At 56.0% G+C, this 18,516-nt stretch carries 18 protein-coding genes and 1 other RNA gene; 11 read left to right on the top strand and 8 right to left on the bottom strand.

The window, feature by feature from the left end:
* Window positions 1-18 precede the first annotated feature (18 nt).
* The 6 genes from ACR0JG_RS10610 to ACR0JG_RS10585 all read left to right on the top strand — a co-directional run bounded on the left by ACR0JG_RS10610 (window position 19) and on the right by ACR0JG_RS10585 (window position 4,031).
* Window positions 19-381: a DUF4345 family protein gene (locus ACR0JG_RS10610; protein WP_480569632.1), complete on the top strand. Its 363-nt coding sequence runs from the start codon at window positions 19-21 to the stop codon at window positions 379-381.
* A gap of 36 nt (window positions 382-417) precedes the next feature.
* Window positions 418-764, top strand: a transfer-messenger RNA (tmRNA) gene (gene ssrA / locus ACR0JG_RS10605).
* A gap of 99 nt (window positions 765-863) precedes the next feature.
* A complete protein-coding gene (locus ACR0JG_RS10600) occupies window positions 864-1,295 on the top strand; it encodes an ester cyclase (protein ID WP_170393148.1) in 432 nt (143 codons plus the stop codon).
* Window positions 1,296-1,424: 129 nt separating this feature from the next.
* Window positions 1,425-2,240, top strand: coding sequence for a chromate resistance protein ChrB domain-containing protein (locus ACR0JG_RS10595; RefSeq protein WP_480569629.1), 816 nt, complete (start codon window positions 1,425-1,427; stop codon window positions 2,238-2,240).
* On the top strand, window positions 2,237-3,487 hold the full coding sequence (gene chrA / locus ACR0JG_RS10590; RefSeq protein WP_480569626.1) for a chromate efflux transporter: 1,251 nt from the start codon (window positions 2,237-2,239) through the stop codon (window positions 3,485-3,487). The genes ACR0JG_RS10595 and chrA overlap by 4 nt, the downstream gene beginning before the upstream one ends.
* 76 nt (window positions 3,488-3,563) lie before the next feature.
* Window positions 3,564-4,031 carry an SspB family protein gene (locus ACR0JG_RS10585; RefSeq protein WP_480569623.1) on the top strand — a complete coding sequence of 156 codons (468 nt, stop codon included), beginning with the start codon at window positions 3,564-3,566 and terminating at the stop codon, window positions 4,029-4,031.
* A gap of 26 nt (window positions 4,032-4,057) precedes the next feature.
* On the opposite strand, the gene ACR0JG_RS10580 is transcribed toward ACR0JG_RS10585, so the two are convergent.
* Window positions 4,058-4,621: a hypothetical protein gene (locus tag ACR0JG_RS10580; protein WP_170421470.1), complete on the bottom strand. Its 564-nt coding sequence runs from the start codon at window positions 4,619-4,621 to the stop codon at window positions 4,058-4,060.
* 207 nt (window positions 4,622-4,828) lie between these two features.
* Here ACR0JG_RS10580 and fumC point away from each other — a divergent pair, with 207 nt between their 5' ends.
* From fumC to ACR0JG_RS10560, 4 genes are read left to right on the top strand one after another with little or no spacing between them, the layout of a single operon-like run.
* The gene (gene fumC / locus ACR0JG_RS10575; protein WP_170421467.1) at window positions 4,829-6,223 is read left to right on the top strand and encodes a class II fumarate hydratase; all 1,395 of its coding nucleotides are present in this window, start codon (window positions 4,829-4,831) and stop codon (window positions 6,221-6,223) included.
* Window positions 6,223-6,399 (top strand): DUF4169 family protein, encoded by a 177-nt coding sequence (locus ACR0JG_RS10570; RefSeq protein WP_170393154.1) that lies wholly within the window; start codon window positions 6,223-6,225, stop codon window positions 6,397-6,399. The genes fumC and ACR0JG_RS10570 overlap by 1 nt, the downstream gene beginning before the upstream one ends.
* Window positions 6,396-6,617, top strand: a complete 222-nt coding sequence (locus ACR0JG_RS10565; protein WP_170405591.1) for a ribbon-helix-helix domain-containing protein — start codon at window positions 6,396-6,398, stop codon at window positions 6,615-6,617. Before ACR0JG_RS10570 ends, ACR0JG_RS10565 begins: the two co-directional genes overlap by 4 nt.
* Window positions 6,618-6,676: 59 nt before the next feature.
* Window positions 6,677-7,279: a DNA-3-methyladenine glycosylase I gene (locus ACR0JG_RS10560; protein WP_480569620.1), complete on the top strand. Its 603-nt coding sequence runs from the start codon at window positions 6,677-6,679 to the stop codon at window positions 7,277-7,279.
* A gap of 12 nt (window positions 7,280-7,291) precedes the next feature.
* On the opposite strand, the gene ACR0JG_RS10555 is transcribed toward ACR0JG_RS10560, so the two are convergent.
* From ACR0JG_RS10555 to ACR0JG_RS10540, 4 genes are all read right to left on the bottom strand, one after another.
* Complete coding sequence (locus tag ACR0JG_RS10555) at window positions 7,292-8,173, bottom strand: fructose bisphosphate aldolase (RefSeq protein ID WP_170393157.1); 882 nt, start codon at window positions 8,171-8,173, stop codon at window positions 7,292-7,294.
* A 72-nt stretch (window positions 8,174-8,245) separates the two neighbouring features.
* Window positions 8,246-9,595, bottom strand: coding sequence for a cytochrome P450 (locus ACR0JG_RS10550; protein WP_480569617.1), 1,350 nt, complete (start codon window positions 9,593-9,595; stop codon window positions 8,246-8,248).
* A complete protein-coding gene (locus ACR0JG_RS10545; protein ID WP_480569614.1) occupies window positions 9,592-10,806 on the bottom strand; it encodes a hypothetical protein in 1,215 nt (404 codons plus the stop codon). Before ACR0JG_RS10545 ends, ACR0JG_RS10550 begins: the two co-directional genes overlap by 4 nt.
* An 87-nt stretch (window positions 10,807-10,893) precedes the next feature.
* Window positions 10,894-11,646, bottom strand: coding sequence for a cytochrome c biogenesis CcdA family protein (locus ACR0JG_RS10540; protein WP_170393160.1), 753 nt, complete (start codon window positions 11,644-11,646; stop codon window positions 10,894-10,896).
* A 105-nt stretch (window positions 11,647-11,751) separates the two neighbouring features.
* Here ACR0JG_RS10540 and ACR0JG_RS10535 point away from each other — a divergent pair, with 105 nt between their 5' ends.
* Complete coding sequence (locus ACR0JG_RS10535; RefSeq protein ID WP_170393161.1) at window positions 11,752-11,985, top strand: sulfurtransferase TusA family protein; 234 nt, start codon at window positions 11,752-11,754, stop codon at window positions 11,983-11,985.
* A gap of 56 nt (window positions 11,986-12,041) precedes the next feature.
* On the opposite strand, the gene ACR0JG_RS10530 is transcribed toward ACR0JG_RS10535, so the two are convergent.
* The 3 genes from ACR0JG_RS10530 to ACR0JG_RS10520 form a co-directional block, all read right to left on the bottom strand.
* A complete protein-coding gene (locus tag ACR0JG_RS10530; RefSeq protein WP_480569611.1) occupies window positions 12,042-14,873 on the bottom strand; it encodes an Rne/Rng family ribonuclease in 2,832 nt (943 codons plus the stop codon).
* A gap of 506 nt (window positions 14,874-15,379) precedes the next feature.
* The gene (locus ACR0JG_RS10525) at window positions 15,380-16,714 is read right to left on the bottom strand and encodes a sigma-54-dependent transcriptional regulator (protein ID WP_170393162.1); all 1,335 of its coding nucleotides are present in this window, start codon (window positions 16,712-16,714) and stop codon (window positions 15,380-15,382) included.
* An 11-nt stretch (window positions 16,715-16,725) separates the two neighbouring features.
* Window positions 16,726-18,504: a sensor histidine kinase gene (locus tag ACR0JG_RS10520; protein WP_370644429.1), complete on the bottom strand. Its 1,779-nt coding sequence runs from the start codon at window positions 18,502-18,504 to the stop codon at window positions 16,726-16,728.
* Between the last annotated feature and the right edge of the window lie 12 nt (window positions 18,505-18,516).

Below are 18,516 nucleotides of genomic sequence, written 5' to 3'. Positions count from 1 at the left end.
CAGAAAGGGAAAAAGTCCATGATCACAGCCCTTAACGTGATTGCCGCCTTGCTGACCATCGGCTTTGGTTTGTTCGGATTTCTGGCCCCGGCCTACACAGCCAACGCGCTGGACCTAGCCCCCACCAAAAGCACCATGGGACTTAGTGAGATGCGAGCCTCGGTTGGCGGGTTGTTCGTGGTGACAGGTGCCGTGGTTCTCTGGCTCAACACACCGATGGCATATGTCATGCTGGGCGTTGTTTATGCAGGGGCGGCGTTGGGTCGGTTTGTGTCTTTGGCGCTGGATAATCCCCCGTTCGTCAAGGCGCTGACTTTTGGTGGAATCGAGCTTGTTCTGGCCCTTTGGCTTATTCTCGCCAACATGAACAGAGCTGCTTAACTTATTGAATTTGATATAAGTCAACCTTAGCATTCCGGGTTTGCATCCGACCACGTCCTAACCTATATATGAGGGGTCCTTCGGGACTATGGACATAAACGCGCTCGTAATAAGCGGATCGGACCCGGGGGCGGTACCCGGCGGCTCCACCAACATCCTTCGTTTGAGGATCATGGGGCCGAAATAGGATCGACGAACGTCTAAAGGGGTTAGCTTTGTCTCGGCTGTCTGCCACCGTTACCGGCGAAACTAGTACAATTGCAAACGACAATCGTGCTCCGGTTGCAGTTGCTGCGTAAGCAGTAGCAAGACCGAAACTTAAGCCCTTGCGCCTAGCCGCGTAAGGCGGGGTTCGCAGGTACCTGGCAACAGAAACCTGCATTTTACCGATTATGTCTGCTCCATGCCCATAACTCACCTGGGATTCAGGGTTTATTCACTTCTCTGCTTCATCTTCCTGAACAAGCGACAGGAGGGCTGAGATGACGAATTCTGACAGGCTTAGGGCGTGGTATTCAGAGGTCTGGGAACAAGGCAATACCGATGCAATCGATCAGTTTTTTGCCCCGGATACGATGGCCGAAGGGTTGATACCCGAAATGCAGGTTGGCGCGGACGACTTTCGCGATCTGGTCATGGCGTTTCGTCATGTTCTGGGCGAGATCACAGTTGAACTGCCGAAGATCATCGAAAATGGTGATTGGGTCTCGGGTATTCTGCATGTCCGCACTTTCCGGGCCGATAACGGTGCCCCGCTTGAAGTTACCGGACAAGTCATGGCGCGCTTCAAAGGGGACAAGATGGTCGAGGCCTATAATCAGTTTGATTTCATTACACTTTTTGAACAGCTGGGGCAGTTCCCACAGGATACTCTTCCGGTTTGCATGACCGGGCAAAGGTTGGACTGGGCCTGATAAACTTGACCGCAAGCTTGACCCATCCCGCATTTGCGCGCTAGCAGAGGATCAAGGGGTAAGCTTGCGAACACCCCGTGAGGCGGCAGCCCAAGTTCGCATGTATCCAAAGCAATAAGGAAACATGCAATGGCTGCCCCCAATGCAATTACACCCCGACAACTCTTGCGCCTGATCGGTACGCCTCAGGCTCCTATCCTGTTTGATGTGCGCACAGACGGGGATTTCGACGATGATCCCTCCCTCATACCCGGCGCATTCCGAATGCCATATCAAAATGTTGATGGCATAAGAAATCATACCGGCGATCATTCTTGCGTAGTAATTTGCCAGAAAGGCAAAAAGCTGAGTCAGGGCGTTGTTTCATGGCTGCAGGCTGAAGGGGTGGTGGCAGAATTTCTGGAAGGTGGAATGTTCGCCTGGCGCGCTATGCCGGGCGCAATGGTCGTGCCTGTGCCTCCCCTTCCTGCAGTTGCAAAAGGCAACACGGTCTGGGTGACGCGGCATCGCCCCAAGATTGATCGCATCGCGTGCCCCTGGCTGATCCGCAGGTTTGTCGACAGGCGCGCTCGGTTCCTGTTTGTAGCACCGGATGAAATTCAGGGGGTTGCCGAGCACTTCGGCGCCACACCCTTTGATGTTGAAGGAACTGATTGGAGCCATCGCGGCGACAATTGTACCTTTGACACGATGCTGGATGACTTCAAGCTTCGATCTGAGCCTCTGGACCGCATGGCGACGATCATACGTGCCGCCGATACAAACAGGCACGATCTGGCGCCTGAGGCCGCCGGGTTACTGGCCCTTTCGGTCGGCTTGTCGCGCCAGTATCGGGATGACCAGCAGCAATTGCAGGCTGGATTGCATATCTATGATGCTCTCTATCGCTGGGCGCGCGATGGCTCTAGCGAGACGCATGACTGGCCCGCGGGTCACGGCAGATGACCCCTTCATATCAAGAGTTGATCAGGGTGTTTGGGCGCATCGGGCTGCTGTCCTTCGGAGGCCCCGCCGCCCAGATCTCACTCATGCATCAGGAGCTGGTTGAAAGGCGCCCCTGGCTGGACGAACAGACCTATCTGCGCGCGCTTTCCTTATGCATGCTGTTGCCGGGTCCCGAGGCCATGCAGCTTGCCACTTATGCAGGATGGCGGCTGCGCGGAGTGGCCGGTGGGTTAATCGCAGGCAGTTTGTTTGTACTGCCGGGTGCTCTGGTGATCGCGCTGTTGGTTTTGCTCTATGCGGCCTATGGCACATTGCCTTTGGTTCAAGCCGGATTCTTGGGCATCAAGGCCACGGTGATCATCATCGTCCTGCAAGCATTACGGAACCTATCGAGGAAAGCGCTTACAGACGTCGAGCACCGGGTTATCGCGGGCCTAGCCTTTTTGGGGATCTTTGTCTTCAACCTGCCCTTCCCTCTAATCATACTGTGCGCTGCCGTTTGGGGATTCGTGACTTCGAAAGACGACAAGCCCGTTGCCGTTCAAACCAGCCCAACACTTGCCAATCCTGTTCGCACAGCGGTTTTCTGGCTTATTCTTTGGCTGGGGCCGTTGTTTGTTCTGTCTTTGAGCGGTCAGGAACTGCTCAGCGATCTGGGCTGGTTCTTTGCCCGCCTTGCGGTTGTAACTTTTGGCGGTGCCTATGCGGTGCTGGCCTATATGACCCAGACCGTGGTCGAAACCTACCAATGGATCAACACGGACCAGATGATCGACGCGCTAGGTCTGGCCGAAACCACGCCTGGGCCACTGATTCTGGTGACTCAGTTTGTGGCCATGCTTAGCGGTCAGATTGCCGGAGGCGCCTCGCTGGCGTTTGCGGCGGGCATTGTCGCTTTATGGGCGACGTTTGTACCGTGTTTTCTGTGGATTTTTCTTGCAGCCCCGCATCTGGACAGAATCCCCGAGCGTCCGCGTCTTGGGGCCGCTATGCACGGAATCACAGCTGCGGTCGTCGGAGTGATTCTCAACCTCTCCGTGTGGTTCGGGCTAAACGTCTTGTTCACCTCAATTCCGGGGTGGCATTGGGGACCAGTTTCTCTCCCCCTACCCGACCTTTCGTCGCTTGAATTCAGCGCAATTGTGCTGACCGTTCTGGCTGGCCTGTTGATTTTCCGTATGAAATCCGGTTTAGCAACCACACTTGGTATCATGGTTCTGGCCGGACTAGGCATGCAGATTTTGTAATCAATACAGCCCAGCACAGCCTTTCGTTTCCGTCCGAATGAACTATGCTGGGATTAACCACTTTCGAGGATCAACCATGTCGCAAGACATCGACTACGGGAATCTGATGCACACGGCCATGCGAGGCCTGATCAAGACCGTCCTGACCGACGTGTCCGGAACCGGCCTGCCCGGTTCGCATCATTTCTTTATCACTTTTGATACACGGCATGAGGGCGTTGAGTTGGCCGATTGGCTGCGTGAGCGCTATCCAGGCGAGATGACGATTGTCATGCAGCACTGGTTCGAAAACCTCGAAGTCGGTGACGATGGCTTTTCGATTACGCTGAATTTCGGGGATGCGCCGGAACCGCTTTACATCCCCTATCTGGCGATCAAGACCTTCGTGGATCCTTCGGTTGAGTTTGGCTTGCGCTTTGAAAGCCCGGAAGACGAGGACGAAGAGATCCATGTGACGGAAGAGGCCCCGATTGAGCTTGAGGCTGAAGAGGCAGAACCGCAGCATGATGCGGACGTGGTCTCGCTGGACAGCTTCCGGAAATGACCAGAAAACCCCGCTTGATGCGGGGTTTATTCTTTTTGAAGGAATGTCTCGACCGAGCGCGACTTAACCCCATCGCGAAACCGGGAAAATGACAGGTCGAGCCCGCCATCAGCTAGTGTCCGGTCAAATTGCTGAAGCTCATAGCCACCGTTTTCGGCTATGAACAACGAAAACACCGTCAGAGTATCTCCTTCGATCCGCCCCCAAACAAAGGGTTCCCCTTTCATCGGGTCAAGCGGCACCTCATGGCCAAACACATTACGCTTCATGGCCGCAGAATAAACATCGGGCCGATCCGAGCTTTGAAAATCAACCGAGTATTTCTCATCCTTGATGCGACCGTCGGCTTTGTAAGTCGTGGTGGTCCAACTCACGTTGAAGCCCCCTTTGATTTCCTGAATTGAAACGCTCATATCCCTAGGGGTCGCCGTACCATCCGCATCAACAACGTCGGCCGAACCGGTATAGTCGCCCACGAACGGCTCGATTCCCGTCGCCTGAGCGTGTTGCACAAATACTGCCAGCCAAAAACTCGCGGCAAACAATAACGCAAGCGTATACAAAGGGCTTTTGAGAAGTGACACGCGCATGGTTGCCTCCGTCAGGGTTATTGTTCCATCTTAACTTTAGCCCGCCGACGTACAATGGCACTGTTTTCGCTAACAGAAATTATTTGTAGCTGTGCCGCGTCTATACCTTTTCGCGGCCCAAGTTTAAGGTGCGCTCAACTGGCCGATTGCGCCACAGCCTTGCTGCGGGTAAACGGCATACGACTGCATACCAGACCGGAGCGACCGATGTCTCAAACCCGCACTGAATCCGACAGCTTTGGCCCGCTTGAGGTGCCTGCCGATAAGTACTGGGGCGCGCAAACGCAGCGTTCGATCATGAACTTCCCCATCGGCTGGGAAAAGCAGCCCGTCGCCATCGTGCGCGCGTTGGGTGTGATCAAAAAGGCCTGTGCAATTGAAAACAAAGCCATCGGCAAGCTGGACGCCAAGATCGCCGACGCGATCATACAAGCGGCCGGTGAAGTGTTCGAAGGCAAGTTTGACGACAACTTTCCTCTGGTCGTATGGCAAACCGGCTCGGGCACGCAATCCAATATGAACTCGAACGAGGTCATTGCGAACCGCGCGATTGAGATTATGGGTGGCGAGATCGGCTCGAAAGATCCCGTTCACCCGAATGATCACTGCAATATGGGTCAATCCTCGAACGATACTTTCCCCACCGCGATGCACATCGCCACAGCGATGAGTGTGCGCGATGTGTTGATGCCCGGGCTTGAGAAGTTCGCCTCGGCGCTGGAAGCCAAGGCAAAAGAGTTTGCCGGTATCATCAAGATCGGCCGCACCCATACGCAGGATGCCACGCCGTTGACGTTGGAACAGGAATTCGGCGGGTATGCGCACCAAATCCGTCAGGGCATTGCGCGTGTAGAAGCTGCAATGCCCGGTATCTATGAACTGGCTCAAGGCGGTACTGCTGTGGGTACCGGTTTGAACACGCATGGCGGCTGGGATGAGGCTGTCGCCAAGAATATGGCCGATATCACCGGCCTGCCCTTTGTGACCGCGCCGAACAAATTCGAAGCTCTGGCCGCACATGATGCCATGGTCTTCCTGTCGGGCGCGTTGGCCACGATCGCCGGTTCCTGCTACAAGATTGCCAACGATATCCGTCTGTTGGGTTCGGGGCCCCGCTCAGGATTGGGTGAGCTTATCCTGCCCGAAAACGAGCCCGGTTCCTCCATCATGCCCGGAAAGGTGAACCCGACACAGGCCGAAGCGCTGACTCAGGTGGCCGCGCATGTGATGGGCAACGACGCAGCAATGAAGTTTGCAGGCTCGCAGGGCCATTTCCAGTTGAACGTCTACAACCCGATGATGTCCTATAACCTGCTGCAGTCGATCCAGCTGCTCGGCGATGCAACCGACAGCTTTACCGAGCGGATGCTGTTGGGCATCAAAGCTAACGAGCCACGCATCGACAAGCTGATGAAGGAATCCCTGATGCTGGTGACTGCTCTGGCGCCGACAATCGGGTATGACAACGCCACGACCGTCGCCAAGACAGCGCACAAGAACGGCACAACACTTAAGGAAGAAGCGATAGCGTTGGGCTTTGTGGATGAGGCGACGTTTGATGCGGTTGTACGGCCCGAGCATATGATTGGACCCAAGGACTGATGGGTAAACCGGTTAACCTGAACCGGTTTCGAAAAGAAAAAGCGCGGGCTGAAAAAAAGGCCCGCGCGGATGCAAACGCTGCGAAACACGGACAATCCAAAGCCGACAGGACCGTTGTAAAGCTGCAGCAAGACCGCCAGCGCCGGGACCTTGACGGTCACAAGGTCGACGAATGAGTGGACGTCCTGTCAAACGCTCCCTGACCTTGCAAGGTCATCGAACATCAGTTTCGCTTGAGGATGAGTTCTGGCAAGCCTTCCGTGACATCGCGCGGAAAAAAGATATCCCAATCAATGTCCTGGCGGCAAATATTGATGCAGAGCGCGACCCGGAAACCGGACTAGCTTCGGCCATTCGTGTCTTCATTCTGAATTGGTATCGTCAAACCGATTGAGTACTTGATTTCAAACAATCGCGTCGCTTATTCTCGCGGAGAACAAAAAGGGTACATTCATGAACGATTTGGCAACGGGCCCAGATGGAAAACCTCGGTGTTCGTGGTGCAAGGCCGCCCCCGAATTCTTTGACTATCATGATAACGAATGGGGATATCCGGTTTCCGATGACAGACGACTGTTCGAGAAACTGTGCCTCGAGAGCTTTCAGTCAGGCTTGAGTTGGCGCACCATTCTGTCAAAACGCGAGAATTTCAGGGCAGCGTTTAGAAACTTTGATTTCAACAAGATAGCAGAATTTTCTGATGCAGATATCAATCGACTTCTGAACGACAAAGGCATCGTGCGACACCGCGGCAAGATTGAAGCCGTTATCAACAATGCCTGCCGCGTGCAGGACCTAATCGCTTCCGAAGGATCATTGGCCGCTTATGTCTGGAGGTACGAGCCTACGGCGCCACCCGCCCCGCAAAGCGCTTCCACATCGGCAGAATCCATTGCGATGTCGAAAGATCTGAAGAAACGCGGTTGGAAATTCGTAGGCCCCACCACGATCTTTGCCTTTATGCAGGCCATGGGGTTGATCAATGATCACGCCATTGGATGTGTCATGCGCGAAAAAGCGGCGCAGATGCGCCGCGATTTCATCAAGCCCGAATAGATTACCCCACGATCAGATCGAGGCGCGGAAGATATTGTCGATATTCCCGCCGAGCGCTGCGTTGAATTCTGCGTCAGATTGCTGTTTGGACAGCCCTTCGGTCAGTGCGCGCGAAAACGACGCGATCATCTTGCTGTTTTGGCCAAGCAGGTCGCAGGCCTGCTCGGTCGAGTATCCGCCGGAAAGCGCCACAACACGCAGGACGCGCGGGTGATCCGCCACCTCATCATACAGGTTGGCCTGGCTGGGGATCGTCAGCTTCAGCATCACTTCCTGACCCTCGACCAATTGATCCAGGTTCTTCAGAATTTCTGATTTCAGAATGTCCTCAGCCTCGGCCTTGGTTTCCGAGTGGATGTTTACCTCAGGCTCGACAATTGGGACCATTCCCGCATCAGTGACCACGCGTGCGACCTGGAACTGCTGCGCGACAACGTCGGCAATGCCCTGAGCATTGGCTTCGTGGATAACTGAACGTTCCTTGGTGCCAAAAACACCATCCGCCTTGGCCAACGTCTCAGCCAGCCCCGGAATTGGCTTCATCATCTGAACACCGTTGGCCTGATCCTCAAGTCCCTTGTCGATTTTTAGAAACGGCACGATGCCTTTTTCGGACCACAGATAATCCGCGACCTTCTTGCCGTCGATTTCTTCACCCAAAGTCCGTTCGAACAGGATCGCGCCAATCACTTTATCCTTGGTGAAATCGTCAGCCAGAATGATCCGCGCGCGCATCTTCTGAATCTCGCCGAACATCTCTTCGTCTGATCCGTAATCCGATGCTTCAACACCATACAAAGCCAGCGCTTTGGGGGTTGAACCGCCGCTTTGGTCCAGTGCTGCGATAAATCCTGCGCCTTCGGACATCTGCGCGCGCTGTTCTGCTTTCGACATAACTCAATCCCGTTCAATATGATTCCGCATTTTCAATCCGCATACAGCATGCCGAAGAGCGATGGTAGTTTGTTAGCGCTCAACCAAGCGCAACCAAATTCCGTCTTTCGATCTGACGGTCAAATGCGCGACCGGTATCGGCGTTTTGTCTGGTATTGTTTCGAATCGGTAACGACGCAAGAGCATCGATAAGATCAAAGGACCTTCTACCATCGCGAACCCTGCACCCGTGCAGACCCGGGGGCCAGCCGAAAAGGGAATATAGGCCTCGCGCTGGCATTTCTTTCCGTTTTCTGTCCTCCATCGCGTGGGGTCGAATTCGTCTGGCCGGTCCCAAAGCCTTTCGTGCCGATGCAAGTGCCAGGGGCTTACAACGATCTGAGAACCCTGCGAAATATCCCGATCACGGAAGCGTTCAGGACATGTCGCCTCGCGCACCATCATTGGAACTGGTGGATACAGGCGCAAAGCTTCACGAAACACATCGCGGCTGAGTTTCAGTTGGGACATGGTAGAAAACTTGGGCATGTCCAGAGCTTTCGCTTCCTCAGCCAGCTTTTCCTGCCAGTCCGGATGCATCGCCATCAGATAGAGCGTCCAAGCCAGTGCAGACGCGCTGGTTTCATGCCCCGCCAAAAAGAAGATGGCGACCTGATCGACCATTTCCTGCGCATCAAACCGGTCTCCGGTTTCCGGGTCTGTTGTCGTCATTATCTTGGTGGCCAGATCATCGGGGGCCGACCCGTTTTCGATTGCTATAGCGCGTTCATCCGTCAATCGGCTGATCAGATCCCGAATCTCGCTGGCGGTTTGGCGAGTTTTGCGAGAATGAAATCGGGGCATCCAGCTTGGAACCGGAACGAATGCGGCCAGGTTCAGCAAGGGCTGTTCGCGCTGATAGATTCGGAATTTATCGAAGACCTGCGCGGCAACCTCATGTTCGATGGGAACCGAGAACAGGGTGCGGAAAATCACATCCGCCGCGACATGGCTTGTGATTTCTTCACATTCCACCTTCTGCCCAACCCTGCCAGAAAGCCGATCCGCACAAGCCTGCGCCGCATTTAACATTGCGGGAAACGTGTCTTTCAAACGTCCGCCTTCAAAGGCGGGATCAATGATCCTGCGCTGCCGTTTCCAGACTTCGCCATTGGTCAGGAACACGGACCGGCCCAATAAGGGGCGTAAGCCTTCGCTGATGCGATTTGATTTTGGAAACGCATCCGGGCGCTCTTTCAGAACAGCGCGGATCAGATCGGGTTGATTGACCATATACGAGCGAAAGAACGGCGTTCGGAATTCAGCCATCCACGCTCGATATAGACGCTGGGGCTGAGCAGACAGCAAGTCTTGCCGAAACAGACGCAGATACCGCCACAGCGAGACTTTATCCGGTCTTGCTTCGGGCTTTGGGGGCGTCATGCTTCCACCGCGACGTATTTCGAAACAGCCCGTTCTATGCGCGATCGTGATGGGGCGCGCCTTTCAAACCGCTGTTTCAATGTTTCAGGACCTGCGGTGATGCGGAAATAGTCATAGAGTCCAGGCTGATCGAACGCACAAAGATATTGAAAGTGCAGGCGAAAAAAGCGCCAACGCAATTGCTGCCATCGCGCGGGGGACAGTGTTTGGGTGAAGGCCGCAGAAAGAACCAGCGGCCCGCATTTTTCGGGGCCAGCGACGCCGCTGACCGCGACCGGATCGCACAACGCAAACGCGCAGCCATCTCCCGGTGCAGAGACATCGATCCAAGTCATATCCGCGCGTTCGGATAGATATTTAAGATCAGCGCGAAGCGTGTGTGCCTGCGGTAGAAACGAAACCATTGGCACCACCTGTCCCAAGGTCAGAAAGGATAAGACTGGCTTATCCTGTACACCGCCCCGTCGTCGTAAAACATCTGCCAACACTGACACACCAAGATGGGCGCCAGAGCTGTGACCCACGACCAGCACCTCATCGGTGTCTGTGTCCAGCGTCTCGGTGATCAGGTCAGAAAACTCCCGCAGCCTCGATTGCAGATCTTGCGAATACGCGCCGTATAGCTTCGCCGAGTGGGCATAGTCATGCATAAGGTAATAAGCGAACAGTCGATTATCGATCTTTCGGAACCATTGCATCAGAGCATAGATTACCCCGGCAGCAGGTACCAAAGACCACCACCCAACGAGTGGTTTCAATACAGCGACTAAACCCCAAGCAATCAACAACGATGCAAAAAGCTGCAGCAGCAGCATTGCCACCGGGTATAGCGCCGCAATTACGGGCCCCTTGCGCAGCTGCATCAGCCGCCAAAGCGTACCGGTCGAGATATATATCCAGGCGGTTCTCGCCAGTTGCAGATAGGTTGCTGGTATCGATTGAGCCATGCTGTCACGCACGATATCCGACCAGACCAGAACCTGAACATCTGCATCAACAGGACTGCCGTCCTGCTGAGAAGTCACCTGCCAGCCGTAGGGACCTTCGCCCGTCCTAGCGCTAATATCGATCTGGTATCCCGATATCTCAGCCTGGGCGCCCCCCTCTTTGCGGTAGAGCTCTCGATATCGGCGCGGATGAAGCGGGTCGTAGCCGGGAATGTAAAACACCCGGCGTTTGCGCACCTGCGGATTGGATTGCTGACTGCTCATTACCCGGCCCTCTGCGCCAAAGATTAGCGCAGCGTTGACGCCAAGGTAAGACCTGGCGTCTATCCATCCGCGTTTAATGCCAGAGGGTTAACCGAGGTTTGCCAATGCCGGGAATGTTTCCAGCAACCACCAGCTGAATTCGGTGAACAAACCGGTGACAAGCATGATGCCAACAAACAGCAGCAGCCCGCCCATCACCTTCTCGATTGTGCCCATATGCGGTTTGATGCGGTTCATAACCGCCATCGAGCGGTTCAGGAACATCGCAGCCAGCAAGAATGGAATGCCCAGGCCTGCCGCATATACGCCGAGCAATACGGTGCCACGCGTGACTGATGCTTCGGAGGCGGCCAGCGACAAGATTGCACCTAATTGTGGGCCGATGCACGGCGTCCAACCGAAGGCGAAGGCTAGTCCCAGAATATATGCCCCGAACACAGATCCGCTGGAGTCACCCGTATCAACGCGTGCCTCACGATCCAGCAAAGGAATGCGGAACACGTTCAGAAAGTGCAGGCCAAAGACAATGACGACAGCACCCGAGAGTTTGGCGAAAAGCACCTGGTTCTGAAGGACAAACGCCCCAAAGACCGAGGCTGTGAAGCCTAGCAGCAGGAACACTGTCGATAGACCCAAAACAAAAAACAGTGCCGCCAGGGTCGCCTTGCGCCGCGCGCGCGCCTCATCCTGCATCTCGTTGATAGTCACACCGCTCATATACGCGAGGTACGGTGGCACAATCGGCAGCACGCAGGGAGACAGAAAACTTATCAACCCGCCCAGCATGGCGATAAACATGGCAGGCAGAAGGCCCGCGTCTATGATCTCAATTCCGAACATGACTCAGCACATATGGTATCGCGCGGGTTTCGTCACGAGGCCATTCGGTCACATCCTCGTGGTTGCGCGCTGGACAGTATGGCTCGTTAGAAATATCTCAGCCCCATGACCAATGAGATTGAAACACTGGATGCGTTGGGATTGTTGTGCCCCTTGCCTGTTTTGAAGGCTCGGAAGCGCCTGAAATCCTTGCCTGCGGGGGGTATGCTGCGCGTGCTGGCCGATGATCCTGCCGCGATTATCGACGTACCGCATTTCTGTACCGAATCTGGCCATACACTTGTCTCGCAAGACACAGTAGATGGTCATCAGATATATGTGATCCAAAAATCGGCCTGAGGATTCTTTGGAACGCACCCTAATGAAATAGGCGGGCCAGTTGGCCCGCCTTTTTCTTACTGTCCCAATGACCACCACCCTCGGCGCTTTGGCTTGGCCGGCGCGGGTTCGGGTTCGTCTGCCACTGCCTCCAAGACCGGCTCTGGGGTGGCAGCCTCAATGACTTCGGGTTCTGCTGCCACGGTCGATTCTTCGGCTTCTTCGGCAACCAGTTCAGGCGCTTCAGCAGGTTCCTCTGGCACTTCTTCAGCGACTTCAGAAGCCGACGTTGCTTCGGCGATCTCAAGTTCTGATGGTGCATCAGCACTATCGGGCTCAACGGCTGGTTCGATGCTTTCAGACTCATCGGCTGGCTCTTGCTGTTCAGCCTCGGCGGCCTCAGCATTGACCGGCTCTTTCTGCGGATCGGAGTTCGCATTATCCGCTTCGGTCTGCGTCTCACTTGCTTCGACTGTGGCCTCAGTATCCTTTTTGCGTCGGCGCGGTGCCCGGCGCTTTTTCGGTTTGGCCGCTTTCTCAGCATCTTCCTCAGCAACAGGCTCAGCCTCGGTCTGCTTGGTATCGACGCTCTCAGCTTCGTTGCTCGAGTCGGTTACTCTGTCTGCGTCAGACTCGTCCGCATTGCCATCCGGCGCGTCACCATTGCCCGAACTCTTCTTGCGCCGGCGCCGACGCCGTTTACGCTTGGGCTTGGTCTCTTCCTCGCTCTGAACCGCAGTTTCTTCTTCGGTTTCGTCCTCATCCGTGGCGTCGACCATATCCATCAGCGACGCATCAACCGAAACCACCGGCGCAGTTGCTTCAGGAACAACGCGGCTAGCGGTCTTGAACTTCTCCATCGAGAAGTCGGGGCTGACCAAATGAACGTCCCCTTCGATCCGAACCGACAAACCATACCGCGCTTCGATCTGCGCGATGTGTTCGCGTTTCTGGTTCATCAGGAAGTTGGCGATGCTAACCGGGCAACGCACCAATACCTCACGCGAACGGCGGCGAGTGCCTTCCTCTTCAATCTGGCGAAGGATTGACAGTGCCATATTGTCGTCCGACCGGATCAGGCCGGTACCATGGCAAGACGGGCATGGCTGGGTCGTCGCCTCAAGCATTCCAGGACGCAGACGCTGACGGCTCATTTCGAGCAGTCCAAAGCCCGAAATCCGGCCCACCTGAATACGGGCACGATCCGTTTTCAGCTTGTCCTTCAGTCGCTTCTCAACGGCCGAGTTGTTTTTGCGCTCGTCCATATCGATGAAATCGATCACGATCAGACCGGCCAGATCGCGCAGACGCAATTGGCGCGCCACTTCTTCGGCGGCCTCCAGATTGGTCTTCAACGCGGTTTCCTCGATCGAACCTTCTTTGGTCGCCCGACCCGAGTTCACATCGATCGCCACCAGCGCTTCGGTCACCCCGATCACGATATAGCCACCGGATTTCAGCTGAACCGTCGGGTTGAACATCCCGGCCAGATAGCTTTCCACCTGATATCGCGCGAATAGCGGCAGCGCGTCTTCGTATCGCTTCACGTTCTTGGCGTGCGACGGCATGATCATCTTCATGAAGTCTTTGGCGATGCGATACCCGCCCTCGCCTTCAACCAGAACCTCATCGATGTCGCGATTATACAAGTCGCGGATCGAGCGTTTGATTAGGTCGCCTTCTTCATAAATTTTCGCAGGCGCAATGGATTGCAACGTCAGCTCGCGGATCTGCTCCCACAGTCGTTGCAGGTATTCATAGTCGCGCTTGATCTCTGATTTTGTCCGTTTGGCTCCGGCCGTGCGCACGATCAGACCCGCGCCCGTGGGCACGTCAATTTCAGCGGCAATGTCCTTCAGTTTCTTCCGGTCAGCGGCATTGGTGATCTTGCGGCTAATTCCGCCGCCCCGTGCGGTATTGGGCATCAGTACGCAGTACCGACCCGCCAAAGACAGATACGTGGTAAGTGCCGCACCCTTGTTACCGCGCTCTTCCTTGACCACCTGCACCAGCAGGACCTGACGCACCTTGATAACTTCTTGAATCTTGTAGCGGCGCGGGCGTGGCTTGCGCGGAGGACGGATATCCTCGCTATCGTCTTCGTCCGCCACCGACTCGATGGTATCGTCTTTCGAAGCCGCGTCAGCGCTTTTGCTTTCTGTCTCGCCATCCGCCTCGGGCTCATCGCCAGAAGCTTCCGCCTCCTCTTCGTCAGACTTGGCTTCGACCTCATCCGAAGGTTCTTCTTGGTCGGTATCAGTTGCTTCGACAGGTGCGTCTTCCGCTACCTCAGCAGTCTCTTCTGGCGCTTCCGCCTGCTGATCTACATCTTCGGACTCGGCTTCTTCGGTCGGAGCTTCTTCAGCAACAGGCTCGGCGGCATCCTCAGGCTCTTCCACCGGCGTCTCGGCAACGATTTCCATCGGAGACGTCCCTTCGGGCACCTCCGTCTCTTCACCGTCATCCAGATCGATGGTTTCCATTCCGGTCGGCTCTGAAGAAACCTCCAGCGTCTCAACCGGATCGTCCGTCTTGACGTCAGCGGCCTTCGAGCGCGAACGCGACCGGCGCTTCTTGGGCTTTGTTTCCTCGGCCTCATCCCGCGCCTTCATCGCCTCGGCATAGGCGCGCTCTTCCTCCATCAGCGCCTCGCGGTCAGCGACGGGGATCTGGTAGTAGTCGGGATGTATTTCGGAAAACGCCAGAAACCCGTGCCGGTTCCCGCCGTAGTCCACAAATGCCGCCTGCAGCGACGGCTCAACCCGTGTTACTTTTGCAAGATAGATGTTGCCAGCAAGCTGGCGTTTGTTTTCGGATTCAAAGTCAAATTCCTCAACCTTGTTTCCGTCGACCACCACAACGCGGGTTTCCTCCGCGTGGGTGGCATCGATAAGCATTTTCTTAGCCATGTGTCCTTGGTGCACCGCGCCAAACGCGTTGTCCTGACCCGTCCAGGCGGACAGGCGCTTTTGGGGAGGTGTCTTGTACGGGCGATATCGGACGGCGCGCGGCAGGGTCTGGCGCTTTGGCCCCCTGCCCGTATACTCAATCGTTGCGCGCGCGTCATCGCGGTTCTTCTCCGACAGGCGCGTCTATATGCGGCCTGCCCATTTATTCCTTTCACCCGCATAGACGGGTTCAGGCGTTCATCTGCCCCATTGGGGCATAATCGGTCTGCCGCGCCGCGCGGGATCTATCCTCACCATCAGCTCAGCAGCGAAACTCAAAACACGGGGCTTGCAGGCACAAAATACCCGGCCCGTTCGATCACAATAAAAGCAGTCCTGTGGAAAAGACAATGGGCAAACTGCATCGCGACCCAAGAACGCGCCGAAGAGTCCCTTCATCTGTTCAGAAATATCCAGGGGTTGAATTGAACCGCAGGCTCAAGAGGGGCCAGCCCCCTCCTCCACCTTCACAGGTAGTCCGAACGCTGCAACCCGTACTTCGCCATCTTTTCGTTCAGTGTCCGGCGTGGCAGGCAGAGTTCTTCCATCACCGAGGCGATCGATCCCTTGTGACGGCGCATCGTATTGTCGATCAGCATCCGCTCGAAGGCTTCAACATATTCCTTCAGCGGCTTGCCTTCAGTTGTCATCACAGGCTGCATCTCTTCGTGATCCGACATCAGCAGCGAAGCAATTGTCCCCGACCCGCGCCGCGACTGCAGCACCGCACGCTCAGCAATGTTGATCAACTGCCTCACATTCCCGGGCCACGGGGCCTGAAGCAGCTGAGCCGCTTCCTGCGCACTGACCTGAGGCGCGTCGCAGCCATATTCCTCTGCGAACTGTTCGCTCAGACGGGTGAACAGCGTCAGGATGTCCTCACCCCGCTGTCGCAGCGGAGGCATGGTGATGCGCAGCGCCGCCAACCGATAGAACAGATCGGGACGCAATACATCTTCTGAGGTTTTGCCCGCTTCCTGCAGGTTCGAAATCGCAACGATCCGCGTTTCCGCAGGGGTGCCCTGCTCATTCATAACGCTCAAGAGACGGGCCTGCAGCGTATCACTCAGGGCTTCGACATCCTCGAGAACCAGCGTACCGCCGCGGGCCTCTTCGATGGCGGGCAACTGCGTGTCCTCGGGCAACATCGGGCCAAACAGGCGTTTCGACAGCGCTTCTTCCTCAAGTGCTGCGCAAGAAACCAGGACGAATTTCTTACCCGCCCGGCTACCAACCGCGTGCAATGCATGCGCCACCAAAGTCTTTCCGGTTCCGGTTTCCCCATCGATCAGGACATGACCATCCGCCTGCCCCAGATCCAGAATATCTTCACGCAACCGCTCCATGACGGGGCTGGCACCGATCAGCTTGTTCATGATCTGCGTACCGCCAGACAGCTCACGCCGCAGGGCTCGGTTGTCGAGCGTCAGACGACGCGCATTGCTGGCGCGTTTGGCCAGTTCGGACATGCGATCGGGGTTAAACGGCTTTTCAAGGAAATCGAACGCCCCGACACGCATCGCCTCTACGGCCATTGGCACGTCGCCATGTCCCGTGATCATGATCACCGGAAGCGTGCTATCGGCCCCCATCAGCTTTTTCAGCAGTTGAATGCCATCCATTCCAGGCATCTTGATGTCAGAAATCACGATCCCGGGGTATTCTGGCCCCAAGACCTTGAGCGCATCCTCGGCGCTTGAAAAGGTTTCGGTGTCGTACCCCGACAAAGCCAGCCACTGGCTGATCGACTGGCGCATGTCCTGTTCATCATCCACGATGGCGATTTTCATGGCCTGTGCCATAGTCACTTCCTCTATTCCGCGGCCTCAAGGCCGTCGCTTCCCAATATGGGCAATTGCATCTCAAACACCGCGCCACCCTGTTGGCCGTTGCGCGCGGTCAGCCGTCCGCCATGGTCGTTCACGATCCCGGACGAGATGGCAAGCCCCAGACCAACGCCGTCCCCCGGGCGTTTGGTCGTATAAAACGGCTCGAACAGGTTTTCGATATCCTCGATCCCGTGGCCATTGTCCCGCACGGTCAGTACCGCAGTTTCACCTGCAGCGAGAATGATCTCGACATCCGGCTCATCCACAGACTTGGTCGCATCCAGCGCATTGCGCAAGAGATTGACCATAACCTGTTCGATCCGCATCCGATCACCCATCACTATAACAGGTTCTTCGGGCAAAATCTGGGTTATCTTCACATGCCGCTGACGCAGCTGCGGTTCCATCATCGACAGGGACGAGGCCAGCGCTTCGCCAAGATTTACTGGCGAAAACGCATCTGCACCTTTGCGCGCATAGGATTTGAGCTGGCGCGTGATCGCTCCCATCCGCTCGATCAATCCGTCGATCCGCCCAAAGCTGGCCAACGCCTCTTCGGGCCGGTTTCGACGCAAAAGCAGACGCGCGCCGGCCAGATAAGTTTTCATCGCAGCCAGAGGTTGATTTAACTCGTGACTGACTGCCGCAGACATCTCGCCAAGTGCTGCCAGTTTTGAGCTCTGGGCAAGGGTTTGTTCGGCAACTTCCAGCGTCTTTTCAACACGTTCACGCTCAGCGATTTCCCGCTGCAGCCTTACGTTCAATGCGCGAAGCTCCGCCGACTCGCGCTGGAACAAGGTCATGCGCAACGTCGCCCTGCGGCTGAGCGCATAGAAGGTCAGCGCCAGAAGAATCGCAAATGCCATGATCTCAAGCGCCAGAACGCTGTTCACCCGCTCGCGGATCGATGAATAGGTGGTGAACGAGGTCATTTGCCAGCCCCGGAACGGAATACGGGTCTCCATCCGCATCACAGCCTCGCCCTGAAGATAGGCATCCGGGGGCAAAGCACTCCAATCGGTTGTGGCCCGGATTGCGCGCTGGATCGCGTTCTGAGGGGGTTGGCGCAACATGGCACCGCTTTCATCCAGACCCCGCCACTGAGGCTCGGTCGAGAGGATGATCGTACCAGTGCTGTCTGTGACCATCACCGCGTCAGAAATACCAGCCCAGGCGCGTTCAAATTTCTGCAAATCAACTTCGACAACGATCACGCCAAGGATCTCTGCATTCGCCTCGATTCGCCGCGAGTAGACAAAGCTGTAACCGCCGGATTCACGTGGAATAACCGAGAATATAGTGGCATTCGACCGGATAGCATCGATGAAGTAAGGCGAGTTCCGGTGGCTTTCCTGCAACCGGTTCCGGTCGGTTGCAGCACGTGTCAGGCCATCCCCATCCAGCAAAACCAGCGAGGCCGCCCCGATTTCTTCAACGAAAGAGATCAGGCGCTGGCTCGACAGCGTGTAATCGCTGGATTGCAGGGCCGAAATCAGGGTGGGGTCACGGGCAAGCAACTGCGGCACTATGGCGTTGCGTCGCAACTCACTCAGCAGGTTGCCGGAATACAAGGCTAACCGCAGTTCGGCGCGGTTTCTGGTCGATTCGGTGAAGCGACTGGTTAGCAGACTGTTGGTGATCCACACTGTGGCGACAGTAGCAAGCAGCAACAAAAACACGGCAAGACGCAGCCGCCAGCCCATAGGCGCGCCGCGAAACCGGTTCAGAAACCCTTTGCTGTCTGCTTGATCTTCCGCGCTCATGTACTGACGCTA

This window comes from Ruegeria sp. AD5 (assembly GCF_056542345.1).
The sequence above is the reverse complement of the archived record's forward strand: the minus strand, read 5'-3'. Positions and strand labels throughout refer to the sequence as shown.